A 20,788-nucleotide genomic window follows, 5' to 3' on the forward strand; every position below is an offset into this window, starting at 1 on the left:
GTTCCGGGCAGCACGGCAGCCCGGCCGGGTTCAGCGCTCCTGTTGAATGGTCAGCACATGCTCCGGGGGCGGCCCCGCCGGATGCAGCGGCAGCTCCAGGATGAAGGCGGCGCCGCGGCCGTCGGCGCCGGCGCCCTCGGCGCGGATGGTCCCGCCCAACAGCGTGGTGACGATGTTGTAGGCGATGTTCAGGCCGAGCCCGGTGCCGCCCTGCCCCATGCGCGTGGTGAAGAACGGGTCGAAAATGCGCGCCAGGTGTTGCGGCGCGATGCCGCGGCCGTCGTCCGAGAATTCGATGCGCACGCGCTCGCCGTCGATGCGCGCCGCCGCCAGCACCATGGTGCCGCCGGCGCCGTCGAAGCCGTGCAGCAGGGCGTTGTTGACGAAGTTGATGATCACCTGGCCGAACGGACCGGGGTAGCTGTCCATCTCGATGCCGGGCTCGATGCGCAGTTCCAGCCGGTGGCCGGCGCGCCGCACCTGGTTCATCATGGTGGCGGCGATCTCGTGGCAGGCGCGCGCCAGGTCGAAGCGGCGGCGCTGGGTGCTGGCCTGGTCGACCGACACCTGCTTGAAGCTGTTCACCAGCTCGGCCGCCGCATGCAGGCTGCGCGTGATCAGGCCGGACGCTTCGCGCACCGCGCCGATCCAGCCGTCGAGGTCGGACCTGCGCAGTTCGCCGGCCTGGACGCGCGCCGCCAGCGACTCGGTCTTTTCCTGCAGCGTGCTGGCCATCAGGAGGCTGTTGCCGATCGGGGTGTTCAGTTCGTGCGCCACGCCCGCCACCAGCGAGCCGAGCGAGGCCATCTTTTCGCGCGCGGCCAGCTGGGCCTGGGTTTCCTTCAGCTGGCGGTAGGCGTCGGCATTGTCGAGCGCCACCCCGACGTAGGCGGCCAGGGTGCTGAGCATGTCGAGCTGCACGTGGCGGTAGGCGCCGGCGCGCGCGCTCTGCACGATGATCACGCCCAGCACGCGCGCGCCGACCATGATCGGCACCAGCATCAGCGAGCGCGGCGCCGGGCGCGTGGGCGGGTGCTCGTCGACCCAGTCCTGGGCGGCGGCGGCGCGGTCGTCCAGGTAGGGCCGGTGCTCGTCCTCGAAGTCGTCGATCAGGATTTCCTCGCCCTTGCGCACGCAGTAGCCGATCATGCGCAACACTTCCGGCACGCAGCGCTCGGTGGCGCCGCAGCGCCGGCCCTGCTCCATCACGTACGGATAATCGAGCTGGGTCAGCGCCGCGCCGGTGGCGTCCGGCGCCGCCCCGTGCGCCGCGCGCGCCACGCCGATGGCGAACACGCTCACGTCCATCAGGCGCCCGACCTGGTTGTAGACGTTGGCCATGATCGCCTCGCTGTCCAGGTTGGCGGTCAGCTCGCGGCCGATATCCGACAGCAGCGCGATGGTGCGGCGCGCCTCTTCCACCGCTTCCTTCTGGGTCTCGGCTTCCTGCTTGCGGCGCTCGGCGCGGTCCTTCTGCAGCACCAGCTCGGCGGTGCGGGCGCCGACCTGGCGCTCCAGGCGTTCGGTCTGCTGCACCAGCACGCGGATGCGCAGGCGGTACAGCGCCAGCGCCGCGCCCAGCGCCACCAGCGCCGTCAGCAGGCGGAACCACCAGGTCATCCAGAACGGCGTGGCGATCGTGATGTCGAGGCGCGCCGGCTGCGCGCTCCACACGCCGTCCTTGTTGGCGGCGCGCACCTCGAACACGTAGCGGCCGGGGTCCAGGTTGGTATAGGTGGCGAAGCGCTTGCCGGCATCGGTATCGGTCCAGTCGCGGTCGAAGCCGCGCAGGCGGTAGGCGTAGCGGTTGGCGGCCGGGTCGGCGTAGTGCAGCGCGGCGAATTCCAGCGTGAAGGCGGCGTCGCGCCACGGTAGCTGCACCTCGTGCGCGTGGGCCAGCGCGGCGTACGGCAGGCCGGGCCGGTTCGACACCAGGAAATCGGTGATCACCACCGGCGGCGGATACGGGTTGTCGTGGATCGCCTCCGGCATGAACGAGGTCATGCCGTTGACGCCGCCGAAGTGCAGCTCGCCGTCGGCGCCGCGCGCCGCCGAGCCGACGAAATAGGTGCCGTCGATCAGGCCGTCGTTGGCGTCGTAGCTCTTGAAGTCGCCGTTGGCCGGGTCCAGGCGCGTCAGGCCGACGGTGGTGCTGGCCCAGATCATGCCGTTGCCGTCTTCCAGGATGGCGCCGATCGGCGCCTGCTCGCGCGCGCCGGTCACCGGGAAGAAGCGGAAGCCGATCCGGCCGTCGGCCTTGCGCTCCATGCGGTGCAGGCCGGCGGCGCTGCCGACCCAGATGTCGCCGTTGGACGACTGGTACAGGTAATAGATGCGGTTGTGGCGCAGGCTGGACGGGTCGCGCGGATCGTGGCGGAAGTGGGTGAAGGTGGCGCTGGCGCGGTCGAAGCGGTCCAGGCCGTTCTCGGTGCCGATCCAGATCGCCCCGCCGCGGTCTTCGAGCACGGAAAAGCCGAAATTCTCGCCCAGGGTCGACGGGTTGGACGGGTCGTGGCGCCAGCCCTGCAGCGCATGGCCGTCGGCGCCGAGCAGGAACAGGCCGCCGCGGGTGACGATCCAGAGCGCGCCGGCGCGGTCGCGGTACAGCGCCTGCACGTGGTTGGCGCCGGCCTCGCCGCTCAGCGCCACCTGGGTGAAGCGGCCGCTGGCCGGATCGCGCCAGGACAGGCCGGTGGGCGAGCCCACCCACAGGCGCCCGGGGACCGGCAGCACCGCCGTGATGACGTTGTCCGGCAGGCTGTCGGCGCGCGCGGTATCGTGGCGGAACACCTGCGCGCGCCCGCTGGCCGGCTCCAGCTGTACCAGGCCGCCGCCGGTGGTGCCCAGCCACAGGCCGCCGTCGGCCGCGGCGGCGATCGCGCGCACCTTGCGCGTGCCGGGATCGGGCTGACGTCCGGGCAGGATCGTGAAGCGGCCGAAGCCGCCGCTGGCCAGGTCGGCGTGGTTGGCGCCGCCGAACATGGTGCCGGCCCACAGGGTGCCGGTGCGGTCGACGCAGATCGCGCTGATCTGGTTGTCCGACAGCGCATGGCGGTCGAACGCCTGGCTGATGTAGCCGACGAAGCGGCCGCCGGCCGGATCGTGCCATTTCAGGCCGTCCAGCTCGGTGCCCACCCACAGGTTGCCGTGACGGTCGTGGTAGAGCGTCAGGATGCGCGTCTCGCTCATGCCCTCGCGTTCGCCGAACTGGCGGCGCTGCAGCACGCCCTGCCCGCGCGCCGCGCCCAGCTGCCAGGCGTGCAGGCCGGCGCCGGTGCCGATCCACAGGGTGTCGTGCGGCCCCGCCGACAGCGCCGTGACGGTGTTGCGCCGCGCGTCGCCACGCCGGGCGCCGCCACGCCGGGCGTCGCCACGCCGCGCGTCGCTGCGTCCCACGTCATTGCGCCGGGCGCCGGCCTGGGCGGCGTCGCCGGCCGGTTCGCGGTCGATGTCGAAGTGGCTGAAGCGCTCGGCGCCGGCCGGCAGGTAGTCGACGCCGACGCCGGTGCCGATCCACAGGCCGCCGTGCGCATCCAGCGCCAGCGCGGTCACGCGGTCGTCGCGCAGGCTGGCGGGGTCGGCCTCGTCGTGGTGCCGCGTGCGCGCGCGGCCGCTGGCGGGGTCCAGGTGCACCAGGCCGTCGCCGGTGCCGATCCACATGCCGCCGTTGCCGTCGTTGATGATGGCGGTGACGGCGGCGTTGCGCGCGACGCGCTCGCTGCTGGTGTACAGCGGATAGTGGACGAATTTCTGGCTGCCTTCGTCGAAGCGCTCCAGCCCGCCGCGCGTGCCGAACCACAGCCGGCCCTGCGCATCCTCGTACGAGGATTGCACATAGTTGTCGACCAGGCTGGCGCCGTCGCCCGGATCGTTGCGGAACACACGGTTGCGGTAGCCGTCGAAGCGGCTCAGGCCGGCCTGGGTGCCGAACCACATGAAGCCGGTGCGGTCCTGCAGGATGGTGAGCACCGATTCCTGCGGCAGGCCCTCGTCCAGGCCGATGTGTTCGAAACGCAGGCTGCGCGGCGCCCCGGCGTGGGCCGGACGGCACAGCATGATCGACAAGGCCAGGCACGGCAACAGCCAGGCCAGCACGGCCATGCATGCGCTTGCGGACAGGCGGCACGGGCGCTGCCGGCCGGGAAGGAAATGAGATGAAGTAGGTGGCACGAGCCTAATCTACCAGAACCCTCCCTGGGTATTGAGAAAAATTAAGACTTCCGCGATCCATATGCCGCTGCTATAATGCGTGCATCGGGCGGCTGTAGCTCAGCTGGATAGAGTACTTGGCTACGAACCAAGGGGTCGTGGGTTCGATTCCTGCCAGCCGCACCAACTTCTTCAGGACGAATGGCTCAGAAAGCGATTTCTGGGCCATTTTTCTTTGCGCTTCCGCTTTTGTCCGGTGCTGCCGCATGCGTACGGTGGAGGGCTGCACCGGACGATATGCACGGCAGAGGCGCCGATGCCATCCACGCTTTCACTTTGCAAATCGGGGAAGGCCCGCTATAATGCGTGCCTCGGGCGGCTGTAGCTCAGCTGGATAGAGTACTTGGCTACGAACCAAGGGGTCGTGGGTTCGATTCCTGCCAGCCGCACCAACTTCTTCAGGACGAATGGCTCAGAAAGCGATTTCTGGGCCATTTTTCTTTGCGCTTCCGCTTTCATCCGTTGTTCCCGCATGCGTAGGGTGGACGGCTGCACCGGACGCTATGCACGGCAGAGACGCCGATCCGTCCACGCGTTCAAACGGTGCCGGCATGCCAGGCGACTTGTTCGGCACCGGCCGGACGCGTGGACGGCGGACGCACCGCGGCAACGGCGGGGTGCCCGGCAAAGCCGTCCACCCTGCCCTGCACGCTTCCTTTGCGCGGCTTGCCGAAGCGGCCACTTTGCAAATCGGGAAAGTGCCGTTATAATGCGTGCCTCGGGCGGCTGTAGCTCAGCTGGATAGAGTACTTGGCTACGAACCAAGGGGTCGTGGGTTCGATTCCTGCCAGCCGCACCAACTTCTTCAGGATCAATGGCTCAGAAAGCGATTTCTGGGCCATTTTTCTTTGCGCTGCCGGTGTCGCCCGATGCCGCCGCATGCCGCATCAGCTCTTTGCCAAATGGCAAAATTCCGCTATAATGCCTGCATCGGGCGGCTGTAGCTCAGCTGGATAGAGTACTTGGCTACGAACCAAGGGGTCGTGGGTTCGATTCCTGCCAGCCGCACCAACTTCTTCAAGATCAATGGCTCAGAAAGCGATTTCTGGGCCATTTTTCTTTGTCCTTCCCTCTCCCGCGCTTGAAGAGGCGGCCGGCATCGGTCTGGTCCGATGCAGCATCTCTATTTTTCCAATATCCATCACGCCATTGCACACGGCTTAACAACCAATTTCCATTGGAAACAAACTGAGCCAAGGAGCAATCCTCCTCTCCATGTAGGACTGTGCCTACGAATGTAATGCAAGCGTCATGCCGACCGTTCGCCATGGCCACCCCGATCCTCGCTCCCGCTCTGAAGAGCGCCCTTCCCGGCATGACGACATGCATTTATGATAACTGGTACATTTCTTCGAGGAAGCCTGCGTACCGCTGAATTTTCGTGCGTTTTACGGGCGCTTTGCTAGCATGAAGATCCCCGATTCTCGAAAACCAGGCTGCACGACGCGGCTGTTTCTTTGCGAGGCGAGATATGACCAAATCCATGATTGCTGCTGTTGTAGTCGCTGCTGCATCGCTCGGGTCCCCGGCCGTCATGGCCCAGACCGTCGGTACGCCCACCCAGGCCCTCGACCTGACCGACGGCAGTGCCTTCTTCGGCGACACCTTCGCGGCCGGCAACAGCGGCGCCACCTTCACCGACCGCTTCACCTTCACGGTACCGACCGCCGCCACCTGGAACCTGGACGCCGTGGTGTCCTCGATCAGCCGCACCCAGGACACCGGCCTGGACATCACCGGCTTTTCGGTCTACAGCGCTACCGGCAGGACACCGGTGTCGTCCGGCACCTCGCTGCAATCCGGGCTGGTCGACGTATGGACGGTCGCCGGCAACGGCCTGACGGCGGGCGACTACTACCTGCAGGTGACGGGCAACGTGGTGTCCGACCAGGCCACCAGCATCGGCGGCGTGGTGGCGCTGGCCCCGGTGCCGGAACCCGAGGCCTATGGCCTGATGCTGGGCGGGCTGGGCGTGCTGGGCTGGCTGGCGCGGCGCCGCAGGAACGCCTTGCAGGCGTAAACCTTGCCGTAAATGACAGCGGAGACGCCTGCGCCTCCGCTTCTTTATATTTGCATATTGACTGCGTCACGGCGCCTCGAAAAACCGTAGCGAGCGGCAGCAATGGTGTTCGAGAAGCGCAGCTGTACGAATAGTACAGTGAGCATCGCAGAACGCCATTGCAACGCGCAGTAGGTTTTTCGACGCGCCTTCAGGTACGTAGCTTTTTGATGAGACTGCGGTTGCCGAGGATTTCCTCGATCTGCTCGAAGCGCACCGGCTTCACCATGTGGTGGTCGAAACCCGCCTCGAACGCCAGCTGGCGGTCCTTTTCCTGGCCCCAGCCGGTCACCGCGATCATGGTCGTCATCGCCCCGCTCGGCAAGTCGCGGATGCCGCGCGCCAGGTCGTAGCCCGACATCTGCGGCAAGCCGATGTCGAGAAAGGCATAGTCCGGGCAGAAGCGCTTGGCGGCGGCCAGCGCGTCCGGCCCGGTATGGGTGATGACCACGCTGTGCCCCATCGCCGTCAGCAGCGCGCCGATGCTGTTGACGAAGTCGACGTTGTCGTCGGCCAGCAGGATGCGGTAGGTCTCGGCGCTGATGAAGGCGGCCGGGGTCGGCTTGGCCGGCAATTCCGGCTCGACCACGATCGGCAGGCGCGCCACGAACTGGCTGCCGTGGCCGAGGCCGGCGCTGTGCGCCTCGATGGCGCCGCCATGCAGCTCGACCAGCTTGCGCGCCAGCGACAGGCCGACGCCCAGGCCGGCGTTCGAGCGTTCCAGCGTGGAGTCGACCTGCACGAACATGGCGAACACGCTGTCGAGCATGTCGGCGGCGATGCCGATGCCGGTGTCGGCCACCACCAGCACCAGCGTGCGTTCTTCCACCGTCGCCTTCAGGCTGACGCGGCCGCCGCGGTTGGTGTACTTGGCGGCATTGTTGAGCAGGTTCGACAGGATCTGCGCCAGGCGCGTGGCGTCGCCGTGCAGGAACACCGGGCGGTCCGGCAGGTCGATCACCAGCTCGTGCCCGTGCAGGTCGACGGTCGGGCGCACCACTTCCAGGGCGTCGTTGACCACCGCCTTCAATTCCACGCGGCCGGTCTTGATGGCGAACTTGCCGGTATTGATGCGCGAGACGTCGAGCAGGTCGTCCACCAGGCGCACCATCTGGCGCAGCTGGCGCTCCATGATGTCGGTGGCGCGCTGGGTGGCCTGGGCGTCGCCGCTGCGCAGGCGCAGGATGTCGAGGCCGGTGCGGATCGGCGCCAGCGGATTGCGCAGTTCGTGCGCCAGGGTGGCCAGGAATTCGTCCTTGCGGCGGTCGCCCGCGATCAGCGCCTGCTCGGCGCGCTGGCGCACCTGCATCTCGCGCTCCAGGGTGGCGTTGGATTCCTGCAGCGCGTGCGAACGGCGCCCGATCTCGGCCAGCATGTCGTTGAAGGCTTCCACCAGCACGCCGATCTCGCCGCGCTCCTTGCCCGGCACGCGCAGCGTGAAGTCGCGCTGCTGCATCACCTGGCGCGCCACCTCCGTCATCGCCTCCAGCGGGCGTGTGATGGCGGCTTGCAGGCGCGAGGCCACCAGGCCGGCGATCAGCAGCGCGCCCAGCATCACCGCGCCCAGCATCGCCGCGTAGCCGAGCAGGCGGTCCATCAGGCCGTAGCGCGCCCGCAGCCAGACCGAGCCGACCCGCTCGCCGTTCTCGACGATGTCGCGCGCGACCACGATCTCGCCGCCGTCGATTTGCCAGCCAGCATGCTGCGGCTGGCGGGGGAACTGCTCGTCGCGCGCCGCCGCATAGCTGGCGAAGCGCTTGCCGGCGCCGTTGTAGATGGCGGCCGCCAGGATCTGCGGCCGCACCTGCAGCACCGCCAGGTTCTGGCGTGCGGTCTTGTCGTCGTTGAAGGCCAGCGCCGGCACGTTCACGCGCGCCATGATGTCGCCCTGGGCCACGAGGTCGTCGATCCAGTAGCGCTGGAAGGCGCGCAGGTCGAACAGCAGCATCACCAGCGCCGCCGACAGCAGTGCGACGATGGTGGTGGACACCGCCATGAGAATCAGTTTGCCGCGGACGGTACCGCTGTCGTGCACGCTCATCGTTACTGCGTTCCTTTCTGCACCCGGCTCGCCACCGCCAGCAGGCGCGAACTGAGTTTGATGCCGTTACGTTCCGCCGCATCGAGCGAGACATCGAAACGGACGCGTCCGTCGACGATGCGGAAATTGATCACACTACCCTGCGGCAAGCCTTGCTCGTATTCGGTCACCAGCAGCGTGCCGGTGCTGGCCTGGCGCATGATGCGCGCCACGCGTACCGGGTCCTGCCCGCCGATGAACAGCAGGTGCAGCGGCGCATGCACCTCGCTCTCGTGCAGCGGGCGCACCACGATGGTACGGCTGTTGACGCTGCGCCCCGCCACCGCATGCGCCAGTTCCAGCGCCATCTCGTCGGCGCCGACCACGCCGATCGTCACCGGGCTGGCGGCGTCGGCGAAGGCACCCGCCGGAAAATCGGCATAGGTCAGGAACTTGACCACGAAGGCGGCCTTGACGCGCCGCTCGCCCGCCGCGCCCGTCCCCGGCGGATACGCCTGCGCGCGCGGCGTCGCCGCCAGCGCAGCGCCGGCGCAGACGCAGGCTACCGCCCACACCTTGACGGTGGCCACGCCCCAGCGCACGAGGCGGCGGCGCATGGCCAGGGCCGGAATGGAAGTCGATGGACGCGGCATGGGGCGGCTCACCGGCGCAGGGCGGCATCGGCCGCCATGGGGACGCCGCCGGGACGCGCGGATGCAGGGCCGGAGGTCGCCGACAGCAAGACTGGGTTACACATTTTGCTATCGTAGAACATTTTCTTTAGTGCACCAAGCATACTGTTGACGACAGGCCGGCCGACCACATTATTGATAAAAGCAATGACAGCCATTGAAAATCTAAATTGGCTTTATTTTTTGCGATGCAGCATTATCGTTCCTGTCTCCTCTATTCTCCTCCAAGGATAGATTCAGCCCGCTCCCGTAGCGGGCTTTTTTTTGCCCCTGGCGTCTGCTCCTGCATGCCATCGGCGTCTTTTTCTGCAGATTGTGATCGACGCCGTCTTGCATGCTGTGCCGCAAAATACAAACTTCACTCGTTGCAATCATGCAACCGCAGCCGCTCTGCCGTCAGTTCGCTCGCACACACAGTCGTGCCTCTGCGCGGACCGTTTTGGTGTACGATGCTGGCTCTTTTCGTTTCGATAATAATATTTCTAGTTTGCCATGCTCCCTTCCGGTAAATCCGCCCGCTCTTCCCGCTCGTTCGACTGGTCCGCTTCGCGCCTCGGCGATCCGGCCGGCTGGCCGCATTCGCTGCGCTTGAGCGCCGACCTGTTGTTCAACACGCCGCTGCCGATGCTGCTGGTGTGGGGCCGCGACATGACGGTCCTGTTCAACGACGCCTACGCGGCGCTGGCCGGGCCGGGATACGGCAAGGTGCCGGGCGGCAGTGTGCCGCCGGTGATGCCGCCGCCGCTGGCGGCCGCCGGCGACGAGCTGCGCAGCGCCTGGAACGGCGAGGCGGCGCTGGCGCCGGCACGCAGCCTCGGCTTCGCCGGCGCCCACGACGGCGCGGCGCTGGCCTACGACGTGTTCCTGACGCCGGTGCGCGGGGCCGAAGGCAACGTCGAAGGCGTGCTGTGCGCCCTGTCCGTGGCCGACACCATGGGCGCCATGCTGGAGCCGGCCGCGGCCGGGCCGCTGCGCATCCTGGTGGTCGAGGACAATCTCGACTCCCAGTACCTGGTATGCGAAATGCTGCGCGCCTTCGGCCACGACGCCGACGGCGTGGGCCATCCGAACGATGCGCTGGCGCGCCTGGCGGCCGGGGCCTACGACGTGCTGTTCACCGACGTCAGCCTGCCGGGCATGTCCGGCGTCGACCTGGCGCGGCGCGCCGTCGCCGATGCGCCCGCCATGCAGGTGATCTTCGCGTCCGGCTACGGCGACACCCTGCTGCGCCACGTCGAATTCCCCTACCTGTCGCTGCAGAAGCCGTACGAGCTCGATCAGTTGCAGCAGGCACTGGACAAGGTATCCGGCCAGCGTCCGGGACACGCTTGAGCGATGCGCCAACGGTGTGCATCAAACCGCCTTGGCTGGGCTAGAATCGGTGCATGGCGCACCACGTACAGCGGGCAGCGTTGCCCGCGGCTGCATGCGGCGCGCCGTATTCCAACAACGATGAGCCAGATTAATTCCATCCGCAACATTGCTTCTTGCGGCAATGTGTCACCTTTCCGGCCGCCCGCCGCGTCCGCCGCATGTGCACGCGCGACGGCCACGCCACGTCCGACGGTGGAGGCGACGTGACCGAGGAACACAAAGGCGCGCCTGACACGACCTCGGCCGCCGAGCGGGAGTTGCAGGCTGCACGCGAAGCGCTGCGGCGCGCCCACGAGCGCATGGAAAACATGCTCGAAAGCCTGAACGACGGCTTTTGCGCCGTCGATCACGACTGGCGCATCTCCTATATCAACGAGCGCGGCCTGGAAATGCTGGCACCGCTGCAGCGCACCCGCACCGACCTGGTGGGAAGCAACCTGTGGGAAGCCTTCGGCGAACTGCACGGCACCCAGCTGGAGCGCATGTTCCTGCACGCGATGGCCAGGCGCGAGACCGGCGTGCACGAATTCTTTTATGCGACGCTGAGCCGCTGGTTCGAGGTGCGCGCCCATCCGTCGCCCGACGGCCTGACGCTGTACCTGCAGGACATCACCCGGCGCAAGACCGACCAGCAGGCCCTGCTGCAGGGCAATAACCGCCTGCAGGTGGCGCTGGCCGCCGGCCGCCTGGGCGACTGGCGCTGGGACGCCGGCAGCGACCGCGTATCGCTGGGCGAGCGCGCCGCCGAGATCTTCGGCCTGGCGCCCGAACAGGCGCTCGAATGGAGCGAACTGCGCGCCCGCATCGACCCGGCCGACCGCGAAAACGTGCGCCGCGCCGTCATGCAGGCCTTCGCCGGCCACAGCGACCTGGACCTCGAATGCCGCCTGCTGGGCGACGGTCCCGAGCAGCGCTGGGTGGCCATGGTCGGCCGCGCCGACTACGCCGACCAGGCGCAGCGCTCGGGCATGCTCGGCATGACCGGCGTGGTGCAGGACATCAGTGCGCGCCGCGGCGCCGAGGACACCCTGCGCCAGAGCGAGGAAGTGCTGCGCGCGCTGGCCAACACCATTCCGCAGCTGGCCTGGATGGCGCAGGCCGACGGCGCCATGGTCTGGTTCAACGAACGCTGGTTCGACTACACCGGCACCACGCCCGACCAGGTGGTCGGCTGGGGCTGGCAAAGCGCCTGCGAACCGAGTTCGCTGCCGCTGGTGCTGGAGCACTGGAACGACAGCATCCGCGACGGCAGTCCGTTCGAGATGGAGTTTCCGTTGCGCGGCGCCGACGGCAACTACCGCTGGTTCCTGACGCGCGGCAATCCGGTACGCGACCGCCACGGCCACGTGCTGCGCTGGTTCGGCACGAATACCGACGTCGACCAGGTCAAGCGCGCGGAGCAGGCGCTGCGCGACGAGTCGAACGTGCTGGAGCTGCTCAACAGCACCGGCAGCGCCCTCGCCTCCACGCGCGACCTGCATTCGCTGCTGCAGACCGCGGCCGACGCCGCTACCGGCATCGCCGGCGCGCGCCACGGCGCCTTCCTGTACCACGGCCGCGGCGCCGATGGCGCCGGCAAATTGTTTTCGTTGTATACGGTATCCGGCGCCAGCCCGGCCGAGTTCGAGGCGTTCGGCGCGGCTGGCGCCAACGGCCTGTTCGGCCCCGGCATGCCGGGCGCCTCCGGCGCCGACGCGCACGAGGTGCTGCGCTCGGACGACATCACCCAGGATGCGCGCTTCCACGGCACCAATCCGTTCGGCCTGCCGATCGGCCACCCGCCGCTGCGCAGCTACCTGGCGGTGCCGGTGGTGGCGCACTCCGGCGAAGTGCTGGGCACGATGTTCTTCGGCCACCCGGAACCGCGCATCTTCACCGAGCGCACCGAGCGCATCGTGCGCGGCATCGCCGCCCAGGCGGCGGTGGCGATCGACAATACCCGCCTGTACGAGGAAGCCCAGCGCGCCGCCGAGGAACGCAAGGTCTTGCTGGAAAGCGAGCGCCTGGCGCGCGCCGAAGCCGAGCGCACCAGCCAGATGAAGGACGAGTTCCTGGCCACCCTATCGCACGAACTGCGCACGCCGCTGTCGGCGATCCTGGGCTGGTCGCAGGTGCTGCGGCGCGGCAGCCGCGACCAGAACGATCTGCAGAAGGGCTTGCAGACCATCGAGCGCAACGCGCGCGCCCAGGCCCAGCTGATCGAGGACTTGCTCGACATGAGCCGCATCACGTCCGGCAAGGCGCTGCTCGAGATGCAGACGGTGGCCCCCGGCGGCTTCCTCGACGCCGCCATCGAGACCGTGCGCCCGGGCGCCGACGCTAAGAACATCCGCATCGAGAAGCGCTACGCGCCCGACGCCGGCATGGTGGCCGGCGATCCGGCGCGCCTGCAGCAGGTGGTGTGGAACCTGCTGTCGAACGCCATCAAGTTCACCCCGCGCGACGGCCGCGTCGAGGTCGAACTGGGGCGCAACGATACCAGCGTGCTGATCACCGTGCGCGACAACGGCGTCGGCATCAAGCCGGAATTCATCACCCACGTGTTCGAGCGCTTCCGCCAGGCCGACGCCTCGATGACGCGGCGCCACGGCGGCCTCGGACTGGGCCTGGCGATCGTCAAGCAATTGATCGAGCAACATGGCGGCACGGTGCGCGCCGACAGCGCGGGCGAAGGGCAAGGCGCCAGCTTCATCATCGAGCTGCCGCTGGCCAAGCAATTGCCGCTGGCGCCGGCGCGCTCGGCGCGCAGCGCCGCCATGGTGCAGGCGCCGGGCACGCCGACGCCGCCGGAAAGCGCGGCGCGCGACCTCGCCAGCCTGGACGCGCTGGTGGTCGACGACGACCGCGACAACCGCGAACTGATCAAGCGCATCCTGAGCGATTGCGGCGCCACCGTGCGCATCGCCGCCAGCGCGCGCGAGGCGCTGGCGCTGTTCCGGGAAGCGCCGCCGAATCTCTTGATCAGCGACCTCGGCATGCCGGAAGTCGACGGCTTCGAACTGCTCGACCGGGTGCGCAAGCTGGGGCGCGAGCACGGCGGCTACGTGCCGGCGATCGCCCTCACCGCCTTCGCCCGCTCGGAAGACCGGCTGCGCGTGCTGGAAGCGGGTTTTTCGGCGCATATCTCGAAGCCGGTCGAGCCGAGCGAACTGATCGCCACGGTGGCGTCGATGCGCGGTCCGGCCACGCCGCTGGTGAACCGTTCGCCGCCCCCGGCCGCCAGCCAGGGTGATATGCTGTAGACCGGGAAGCGGCGCCTTGTATCTTCCTACCAAAACACGCGGCGCTGTCCTACAAGAAATTCTTTATGTTTTGTTAGACTATGTAATGTTGCGCGAAAGCTGGCAAAAGTTTCAATATTGAACGATGCCAGCCTTGATTTCACGAGAGTACGCATGCCAAGCCGACAAGACATTCTGAACGCCAAGATCCTGGTGGTGGACGATTCCCCGGACAATATCGAATTGATGGAAGAGATATTGCGCGAGGAAGGCTATACCGACGTCAGCTCCACGATGCTGCCGGAACAAGTCTGCCCCATGCACCGGGAGCACAACTACGACCTGATCCTGCTCGACCTGCAGATGCCGGGGCTGAACGGTTTTCAGGTCATGAAGGGCCTGAAGGAAATCGAACAGGGCGGCTATCTGCCGGTGCTGGCCCTGACCGCCCAGCCGAGCTTCAAGATCGCCGCGCTGGAAGCCGGCGCCCGCGATTTCATCAGCAAGCCGTTCGACCTGCTGGAGGTGCACAAGCGCATCCACAACATGCTGGAAGTGCGCCTGCTGTACAAGGAACTGGCGCAATACAGCCGCGCCCAGCAGGAACTGGCATTGCACGACGCCCTCACCGGCCTGCCCAACCGGCGCCTGCTGGAAGACCGCATCGAAACCGCACTGCAGCATGCCAGCCGCAACCACCACAAGGCTGCGGTCATGTACCTCGACCTGGACGGTTTCAAGGCGATCAACGATACCTACGGCCACGCCTACGGCGACGAGGTGCTGAAGATCGTCTCGCAGCGCCTGCTGGCCAATTCGCGCAAGGAAGACACCGTCTCGCGCCTCGGCGGCGACGAATTCATGGTGGTGCTGGGCGACGTGCACACGCTGGCCGACGCCCAGGGCCCGGCCGCCAAGCTGGTCGAGGCGGTATCGGCGCCGTTCTTCATCAACGACCTGACGCTGCAGTTGTCGACCAGTATCGGCATCAGCCTGTATCCGGACGATGCCGAGAACGTGGCCGACCTGATCAGCATCGCCGACTATGCGCTGTACGAAGCCAAGCGCTCGGGCAAGAACCGCTTCTGCGCCAACGGCAGCGCCGCGCGCCAGGCGGCCCAGGCCGTCAAGCCCGCCCTGCCGACGCCGGCGCCGGCGGCGCCGCTCTCGGCAGAGCTGGCCCAGCACCGCTGACCACGTACCGGGCCCGAACGGCCCGTTCATGAAAAATGCCCGCGCACTGCGCGGGCATTTTGCATTCTGCAGGCATCTCAAGCCTCTCGCGCAGGCGCGCTCAGAACGGCAACGCCATGCGCCTGGCCGGCCCGATCTCCTTCTTCAGGAAGCCGGCCGCCAGCGGGTCGGCGACGAACTGGCGCTTTTCGTAGAACCGCTTGTTGTCGTCCAAGGGCTGCAGGATCACGCGCGGTATGGTCAACGCGCGGCAATGTTGTTCGATATGGTCCATCAGCCAGGCGCCCACGCCGCGTCCGCGGTAGGCGCGCAGGACGATCAGGTCGGAGACGTAGCAGAACTGCGGCGCCGCCAGTTCCAGGCGGGCGATGCCGATGACCTTGCTCTTCAGGTTCGCCGTCACCCATTGCGCCCGGCCACCGAAAGCCCCGTCGCTGGACGACGCTGCGCCATCTCCATCCCACCCTGCATCACGGCGGAAATTGCGCAGGATCTTGTTGCCCAATGGGCTGGTCAAAGGCTGGAAATCGAGGATGGTCAACATGATGGCAGAAAGTAATCGACATCTGAAAAGAATAATCAGCCGATTGATGAATTGCCAGGATCGATGCGTAACACTCTTCGACAAAATGTAACAAATTGTGTTGCCACAAATAAACACAATCAATGTAGGGAAATCTACGCAGATTATCACCACGCGTGCGGCGCGCATGGGCAGTGCCAATGAAAAAGGCGCGGCCGTTTCCGGCCGCGCCCCTGGTCTTCCCTGCACAATCGTCAGGCTGTGCCGGCCTTGTTTCCGGTACCCACTGCCGGGACGCCGATGGCTTCCTCGTTGCGCGCTTCGATCGCCGATGCGTGCTGGTGGTCGAGGCTGGCGTCGACCTTGTCCGGCGCCACTTCGATGCGGGTGATGCTGGACTGCACCGACACCGGGTCGCTGGCCGGGAAGGTCATTTCGACGGCGTCGTCCAGCAGGGATTCCTTGGCAACTGCTTCCGGCGGTTCGACTTCCGCGCTGGCCATGGTGCGGATGGCGCGCGCCCATTTGACGACCTTCAGTTCGGCCAGGTCGGCGATGGTATTGATGCCGAAGACATCGCGCAAGGCGTCCGCCTGCTGCTGGCTGACGCCGCGCAGCGCCGTGACCGGTTCGCTGATGAGTTCACGGAAGCATTTGTCGTGGTGCGTATCGTTTACGATGATTTGAATATTCATGTCTGTCCTTTCAAGTTGGCGCCTGTCCCCAATGACGGTTGAATCAGACACGGACCCACTATTGCACACGGCGTGACGCCAGTATGTGCGGCACCGAACAATGTTTCAATTTTGTCTACGTACGATTGCCTCGTGGACGCATTTATCGGAAACACACCGTGCTATCATGACTAGGTGCAACTTTTTCTGTGAAATCTCTTTGCGGAACAGCATCCTCTGCTATTCTGCCGACCTGACGCAACCACATCCGGGCCAGTTTGAACGCCGTGTCTCAATTCGACAAACCGAAGATCCTCGTCGTCAACGACGATGCCGCCAGCCTGCTGGCCCTGACCAGCCTGCTCGAGCAATGGGCCGACGAATGCAATTACGAAGTGCTGTCGGCGCGCTCCGGCCAGGATGCGTTGCGCCAGGTGCTGCGCCATGATTTCGCGGTGATCCTGTTGGACGTCAACATGCCGGGCATGGACGGTTTCGAAACCGCCGAGGCGATCCACCAGCGGCCGCGCTCGGCCGACATCCCGATCATCTTCGTCACCGCCTTCCTGGCCGACGAGATCGACCGACTGAAGGCCTACCAGCGCGGCGCCGCCGACTTCATGTTCACCCCGGTGATCCCGCAGATCCTGCGCGCCAAGGTGCAGGTGTTCGTGACGCTGGCGATGAAGAACGAGGAACTGCGGCGCCAGGCCGATGCGCTGTCGCAGCACGCGGCCGACCTGAGCGCCACCAACGCGCGCCTGCTGTGCGAGATCGAGGAACGCCACGCGGCCGAGCGCAAGAACAGCGCCAAGGACGAGTTCCTGGCGATGCTGGGCCACGAACTGCGCAATCCGCTGTCGGCGATCAGCAGCGCTTCCGCCCTGCTCGGCATGGCCGGCGCCGGCGCCGAATCGGCGGCGCGCGCGCGCCTGATCATCCAGCGCCAGACCCAGCACCTGTCGCGCATCGTCGACGACCTGCTCGACCTGTCGCGCGCCATGTCGGGCAAGATTTTGCTGTCCCGTAAGCAGCTGGACATGGCGGCCCTGGTCGGCAGCTGCCTGGATACCTTCCGCGCCACCGGCCGCACCGGCCGCTACGACCTGCACGCCACGCTGGACGCCGCCTGGGTGGACGGCGACGCCACCCGCCTGGAACAGATCGCCAGCAACCTGATCGACAACGCCCTGAAGTACACGCCGGCCGGCGGCAGTATCGACATCGCGGTTGGCTGCGACGGCGCCGACGTGGTGCTGACGGTGCGCGATTCCGGCGTCGGCATCGCCGCCGACCTGCTGCCGCAGGTGTTCGACGTGTTCGTGCAGGGATCGATCTCGATCGACCGCTCGCAGGGCGGCCTCGGCATCGGCCTGTCGCTGGTGCGGCGCCTGGTCGAGCTGCACGGCGGCTCGGTCAGCGCGCGCAGTCCCGGGCCGAACGGCGGCAGCACCTTCGAGATCCGCCTGCCGCGTGCCCAGGCGGCCGTGCAGGCGGCCGCGCCGGCGCCAGCGCAGCCTGCGGGCGGCAAGCCGACCGTGCTGCTGATCGAAGACAACGAGGATGGCCGCGAGATGATGGCGATCATGCTCTCGTCCTACGGCTATACGGTGCTGCAATCGGCGGATGGTTTGCAGGGCGTGGAACTGGCCCAGGCCAGCCTGCCCGACGTGGCGCTGGTGGACATCGGGTTGCCCGGCATCGACGGCTACGAAGTGGCGCGCCGCCTGCGCAGGGAAGCGGCCACGCGCGGCATCCGCCTGATCGCGCTGACCGGCTACGGCCTGGCGGAAGACCAGCGCCGCGTGCTGGAGGCGGGCTTCGACCGCCACCTGGTCAAGCCGGTCGATTTGGCGGCCCTGTTGGCGCAGCTCGGCGACACGGCCGCCGCCGGGTGAGGGCCGGCGGGAGCGGGCGGCGCGGCGCCGCCGCGGATGCGCGTCAGGCCGCTGCCGACGCCTGCAGCGACTGCTGGCGCTGCGCCATCTGCTGGCCCAGTGCGACCAGGTCCAGGCCGGCCTTCTTTGCCCGCGGGAACATTTCTTCTTCCTCTTCCTCGACGTGGTGGTCGATCTGTTCGCCCAGCACCTTGACCTTGGCGTCGAACAGGTCGTCGTCCGGGTCCATGTCCAGCAATTGCTGGATCAGTTCCTTGGCGGAAGCGTGCTCCACCGTCGCCTCGTCGATCATGTCGTCGCCCTCCTTGGCCGCTTCGCGCACGGCCGGATAGAAGATTTCCTCTTCGATCGCCGTGTGCAGGATCAGGGCTTCGCAGATACGCGCGGCCAGTTCCTGCTTGCCGGCCTTGGCATTGTCGCCCAGATCCTCGAACTGCTTGAACATGCCGGAGACCTCGCGGTGCTGCGCGGTCAGCATGGCGACGGCGTCCTTGGCATGCTTGTCCTGTGCGTTCTTGTCTTTCGCGCTCATGGTATTCCCCCTTGTTGATTTCATCTGTGTAAGAGGTTTCAGCTTGGCGCGAAACCGGGGTATGGACCGTTCGGCAACACACACTGCCATGTTCTTGCGCGCCATCGCGGTCCAAGCTGTTGTATCATCCGAGGAAACATAAATTGGTTGCTTTCATGAAAGTTCCACCATCTCAACCACCCGATCCCGACGGCGAGCGTCTGGAGACACGTGCCGCCGAGCTCGCCGAGCTGCTCGGTCACATGACCACGTGCTGGGACGACGAGCGGCGCCAGCTGGCGCGCAAGCTACACGACAGCCTCGGCTCGTCGATGACGGCGCTGACCATGCACCTGGCGTTGCTGTCGCAGCACCTGAAGGAACAGCCGCAGCGCGACCGCGCCGCGCAGATGAAACAGTTGCTGAACAACATCATCGAAACCAACCGCAACATGCAGTTGGCGCTGTGGAACGACAAGCTGGAATTCCTGGGACCGAAGGCGGCGATCGCCGAACTGGTGAGCGAATGGGGCCGCGAACACGGCCTCAAGGCGCGCATCAGCCTGCCGGATGAAGATCCGCCGTATTCGCGCGCCCAGGGCGTGGCCCTGCTGCGCACGGTCGAGGAAGGCTTGCGCAACGTGCTGGCGCACGCCGGCGCCACCGAGGTGGACGTCATCCTGGACGACGACGGCGACCAGGCCATGCTCACGGTACGCGACAACGGCAAGGGTCCGCAAACGCCGGATGCGCCGCTCGAGCGCCACGGCCTGCGCCTGCTGCGCGAACGTGCGCGCGTGCTGAACGGCACGCTGACGCTGCGGCCCGGCCTGGAGGGCGGCTCGGCCCTGCTGCTGATCCTGCCGAAGCAGGATTGACGGACCCTGTTTCGAAAATACCAATGATTCGACCGTGACCGGCTTGCCATGGGGGCAAGCCGGCCGGCCGCATCAATGCAGCTTGACCAGCGGCGTGGTGCGGCGGATCAGGAAACGCGCGGTCGCCATCACGCCGGTGCGCACCGGTCCCAGCACCGCCTTGTGGTGCAGCAGGTGCAGGCTCAGGTACATGATGCGCGCCATGAACCCTTCCACGAACCAGCTGGCCCCGCGCAGCGAACCCATCAGGCTGCCGACCGTGGTCTGGTGGCCGATCGACACCAGCGAACCGTAGTCGCGGTAGACGTAGGGCTTCTTTTGCGGCGCATGACCGCTGGCCATGTTCATGAAGGTGGTCAAGAGGTAGTCGGCCTGCTGGTGCGCGGCCTGGGCGCGCGGCGGCACCGGCTTGCCGTCGCCGTCGAAGCAGGCGGCGCAATCGCCCAGCGCATACACGCCCGCCACGCCCTTCACACGCAGGTGGGCGTCGACGTCGAGCTGGCCGCCCCTGGTGGTCGGCAGGCCGAGCGAACCGAGGAATTCCGGCGCGCGGATGCCGGCCGCCCACACGCACAGGTCGGACGGATAGACGTTGCCCTGGCTGTCGCTGACGTGGTGGCGGTCGATGCTGCTGACGCGGCAATCGGTCACCACCTTGATGGCGCGCTGCTCCAGCAGGCGCAGCGCCGCGCCCGAGACGCGTTCCGGCAGCGGCGCCAGGATGCGCGGCGCGCCCTCGATCAGGGTGATGCGCACGTCGCGCTGCACCTGCAGGCGGTTGAAGCCGTAGGCGGCGTACACGCCCGAGGCTTCGCGCAGCTCGGCCGCCAGCTCGACGCCGGTGGCGCCGCCGCCGATGATCACGATGTCCAGGCCTGTGCGCGCGCCTGCGCCGGCCGAGGTCACCCCTGCCCCACTCTTTTCCTTGTCCAGCTCGACCTGGGTCAGCAGGCGCAGCAAACGCAGGCGGAAGCGCTCGGCATCCTCGGTAGCGTTCAGCGAGATCGTGTTTTCGCGCGCGCCGGGCACGCCGAAGTAGTTCGAGGTGCTGCCCACCGCGATCACCAGCGATTCGTAACCGATGCTGCGCTCCGGGATGACTTCCTCGCCGTCGGCGGCCCCCACCGCCGCCACCGTCAGGCGCCTGGCCGCCGCGTCGAGCGCGGTCATGGCGCCGTACACGAAGGTGAAGCCGCGGTCGTGCGCCAGCATCTGGTAGGACAGGCCTTCCTGGTGGATGTCCAGCGTGCCCGCCGCCACTTCGTGCAGCGAGGGTTTCCATACGTGGTACAGCCGGCTGTCCACCAGCATCACGTTTTCCCGGCCCAGCTTGCGGCCCAGCTTGCAGGCCAGTTCCAGCCCGCCCGCACCGCCGCCGACAATCACGATCTTACTTTGCAAACTTTTCTCCAAATATCATGCTGGCTACCATGGGCTGCGTGCACCGATGCACGCCACGGCAACCGAATCACCGCAGAGTTTAGCAAAGAAATATCGGTCTTGTGCGTTGCAGCAAAAGTGTGCTCGATCGTCTG

At 66.9% G+C, this 20,788-nt stretch carries 13 protein-coding genes and 4 tRNA genes; 10 read left to right on the plus strand and 7 right to left on the minus strand.

Annotated features, from left to right (window positions below):
• Nucleotides 1-30: 30 nt before the first annotated feature.
• The gene (locus HH212_RS24135; RefSeq protein ID WP_170204799.1) at nt 31-4,101 is read right to left on the minus strand and encodes a sensor histidine kinase; all 4,071 of its coding nucleotides are present in this window, start codon (nt 4,099-4,101) and stop codon (nt 31-33) included.
• 157 nt (nt 4,102-4,258) lie between these two features.
• On the opposite strand from HH212_RS24135, the gene HH212_RS24140 reads away from it, so the two are divergent.
• From HH212_RS24140 to HH212_RS24160, 5 genes are all read left to right on the plus strand, one after another.
• Nucleotides 4,259-4,335, plus strand: a tRNA-Arg gene (locus tag HH212_RS24140).
• 189 nt (nt 4,336-4,524) lie between these two features.
• Nucleotides 4,525-4,601: transfer RNA gene (locus HH212_RS24145), tRNA-Arg, on the plus strand.
• Between the two features lie 330 nt (nt 4,602-4,931).
• Nucleotides 4,932-5,008 (plus strand) — tRNA-Arg (locus HH212_RS24150).
• 135 nt (nt 5,009-5,143) lie between these two features.
• Nucleotides 5,144-5,220: transfer RNA gene (locus tag HH212_RS24155), tRNA-Arg, on the plus strand.
• Between the two features lie 472 nt (nt 5,221-5,692).
• The gene (locus tag HH212_RS24160) at nt 5,693-6,229 is read left to right on the plus strand and encodes an FxDxF family PEP-CTERM protein (protein ID WP_255487022.1); all 537 of its coding nucleotides are present in this window, start codon (nt 5,693-5,695) and stop codon (nt 6,227-6,229) included.
• 190 nt (nt 6,230-6,419) lie between these two features.
• On the opposite strand, the gene HH212_RS24165 is transcribed toward HH212_RS24160, so the two are convergent.
• On the minus strand, nt 6,420-8,309 hold the full coding sequence (locus HH212_RS24165) for a sensor histidine kinase, YfiR-like protein-associated (RefSeq protein ID WP_170204801.1): 1,890 nt from the start codon (nt 8,307-8,309) through the stop codon (nt 6,420-6,422).
• Between the two features lie 2 nt (nt 8,310-8,311).
• Nucleotides 8,312-8,941, minus strand: a complete 630-nt coding sequence (locus HH212_RS24170) for a TOL_0243 family YfiR-like periplasmic protein (protein WP_170204802.1) — start codon at nt 8,939-8,941, stop codon at nt 8,312-8,314.
• Between the two features lie 531 nt (nt 8,942-9,472).
• Between HH212_RS24170 and HH212_RS24175 the strand changes: the two genes are divergently transcribed.
• From HH212_RS24175 to HH212_RS24185, 3 genes are all read left to right on the plus strand, one after another.
• A complete protein-coding gene (locus tag HH212_RS24175; protein ID WP_170204803.1) occupies nt 9,473-10,312 on the plus strand; it encodes a response regulator in 840 nt (279 codons plus the stop codon).
• A gap of 245 nt (nt 10,313-10,557) precedes the next feature.
• A complete protein-coding gene (locus HH212_RS24180) occupies nt 10,558-13,596 on the plus strand; it encodes a hybrid sensor histidine kinase/response regulator (protein ID WP_229217444.1) in 3,039 nt (1,012 codons plus the stop codon).
• Between the two features lie 153 nt (nt 13,597-13,749).
• Nucleotides 13,750-14,769 carry a GGDEF domain-containing response regulator gene (locus tag HH212_RS24185; RefSeq protein WP_170204804.1) on the plus strand — a complete coding sequence of 340 codons (1,020 nt, stop codon included), beginning with the start codon at nt 13,750-13,752 and terminating at the stop codon, nt 14,767-14,769.
• 100 nt (nt 14,770-14,869) lie between these two features.
• Here HH212_RS24185 and HH212_RS24190 read toward each other — a convergent pair whose 3' ends face one another.
• Together HH212_RS24190 and HH212_RS24195 are read right to left on the minus strand one after the other, a co-directional pair.
• Nucleotides 14,870-15,481: a GNAT family N-acetyltransferase gene (locus tag HH212_RS24190; RefSeq protein ID WP_170204805.1), complete on the minus strand. Its 612-nt coding sequence runs from the start codon at nt 15,479-15,481 to the stop codon at nt 14,870-14,872.
• A 65-nt stretch (nt 15,482-15,546) separates the two neighbouring features.
• Nucleotides 15,547-15,987, minus strand: a complete 441-nt coding sequence (locus HH212_RS24195) for a hypothetical protein (RefSeq protein WP_170204806.1) — start codon at nt 15,985-15,987, stop codon at nt 15,547-15,549.
• Between the two features lie 266 nt (nt 15,988-16,253).
• Here HH212_RS24195 and HH212_RS24200 point away from each other — a divergent pair, with 266 nt between their 5' ends.
• Nucleotides 16,254-17,864, plus strand: a complete 1,611-nt coding sequence (locus HH212_RS24200; RefSeq protein WP_170204807.1) for a response regulator — start codon at nt 16,254-16,256, stop codon at nt 17,862-17,864.
• 43 nt (nt 17,865-17,907) lie between these two features.
• Here the strand turns inward: HH212_RS24200 and HH212_RS24205 are convergent, their stop codons facing one another.
• Nucleotides 17,908-18,396, minus strand: coding sequence for a hemerythrin domain-containing protein (locus HH212_RS24205; protein ID WP_170204808.1), 489 nt, complete (start codon nt 18,394-18,396; stop codon nt 17,908-17,910).
• Nucleotides 18,397-18,551: 155 nt separating this feature from the next.
• On the opposite strand from HH212_RS24205, the gene HH212_RS24210 reads away from it, so the two are divergent.
• A complete protein-coding gene (locus HH212_RS24210) occupies nt 18,552-19,253 on the plus strand; it encodes a sensor histidine kinase (protein ID WP_170204809.1) in 702 nt (233 codons plus the stop codon).
• A 72-nt stretch (nt 19,254-19,325) separates the two neighbouring features.
• Here the strand turns inward: HH212_RS24210 and HH212_RS24215 are convergent, their stop codons facing one another.
• Entirely contained in the window at nt 19,326-20,654 is a 1,329-nt protein-coding gene (locus HH212_RS24215) for an NAD(P)/FAD-dependent oxidoreductase (protein ID WP_170204810.1), read from the minus strand.
• Between the last annotated feature and the right edge of the window lie 134 nt (nt 20,655-20,788).

Source organism: Massilia forsythiae (genome assembly GCF_012849555.1).
Taxonomy (GTDB): domain Bacteria; phylum Pseudomonadota; class Gammaproteobacteria; order Burkholderiales; family Burkholderiaceae_D; genus Telluria; species Telluria forsythiae.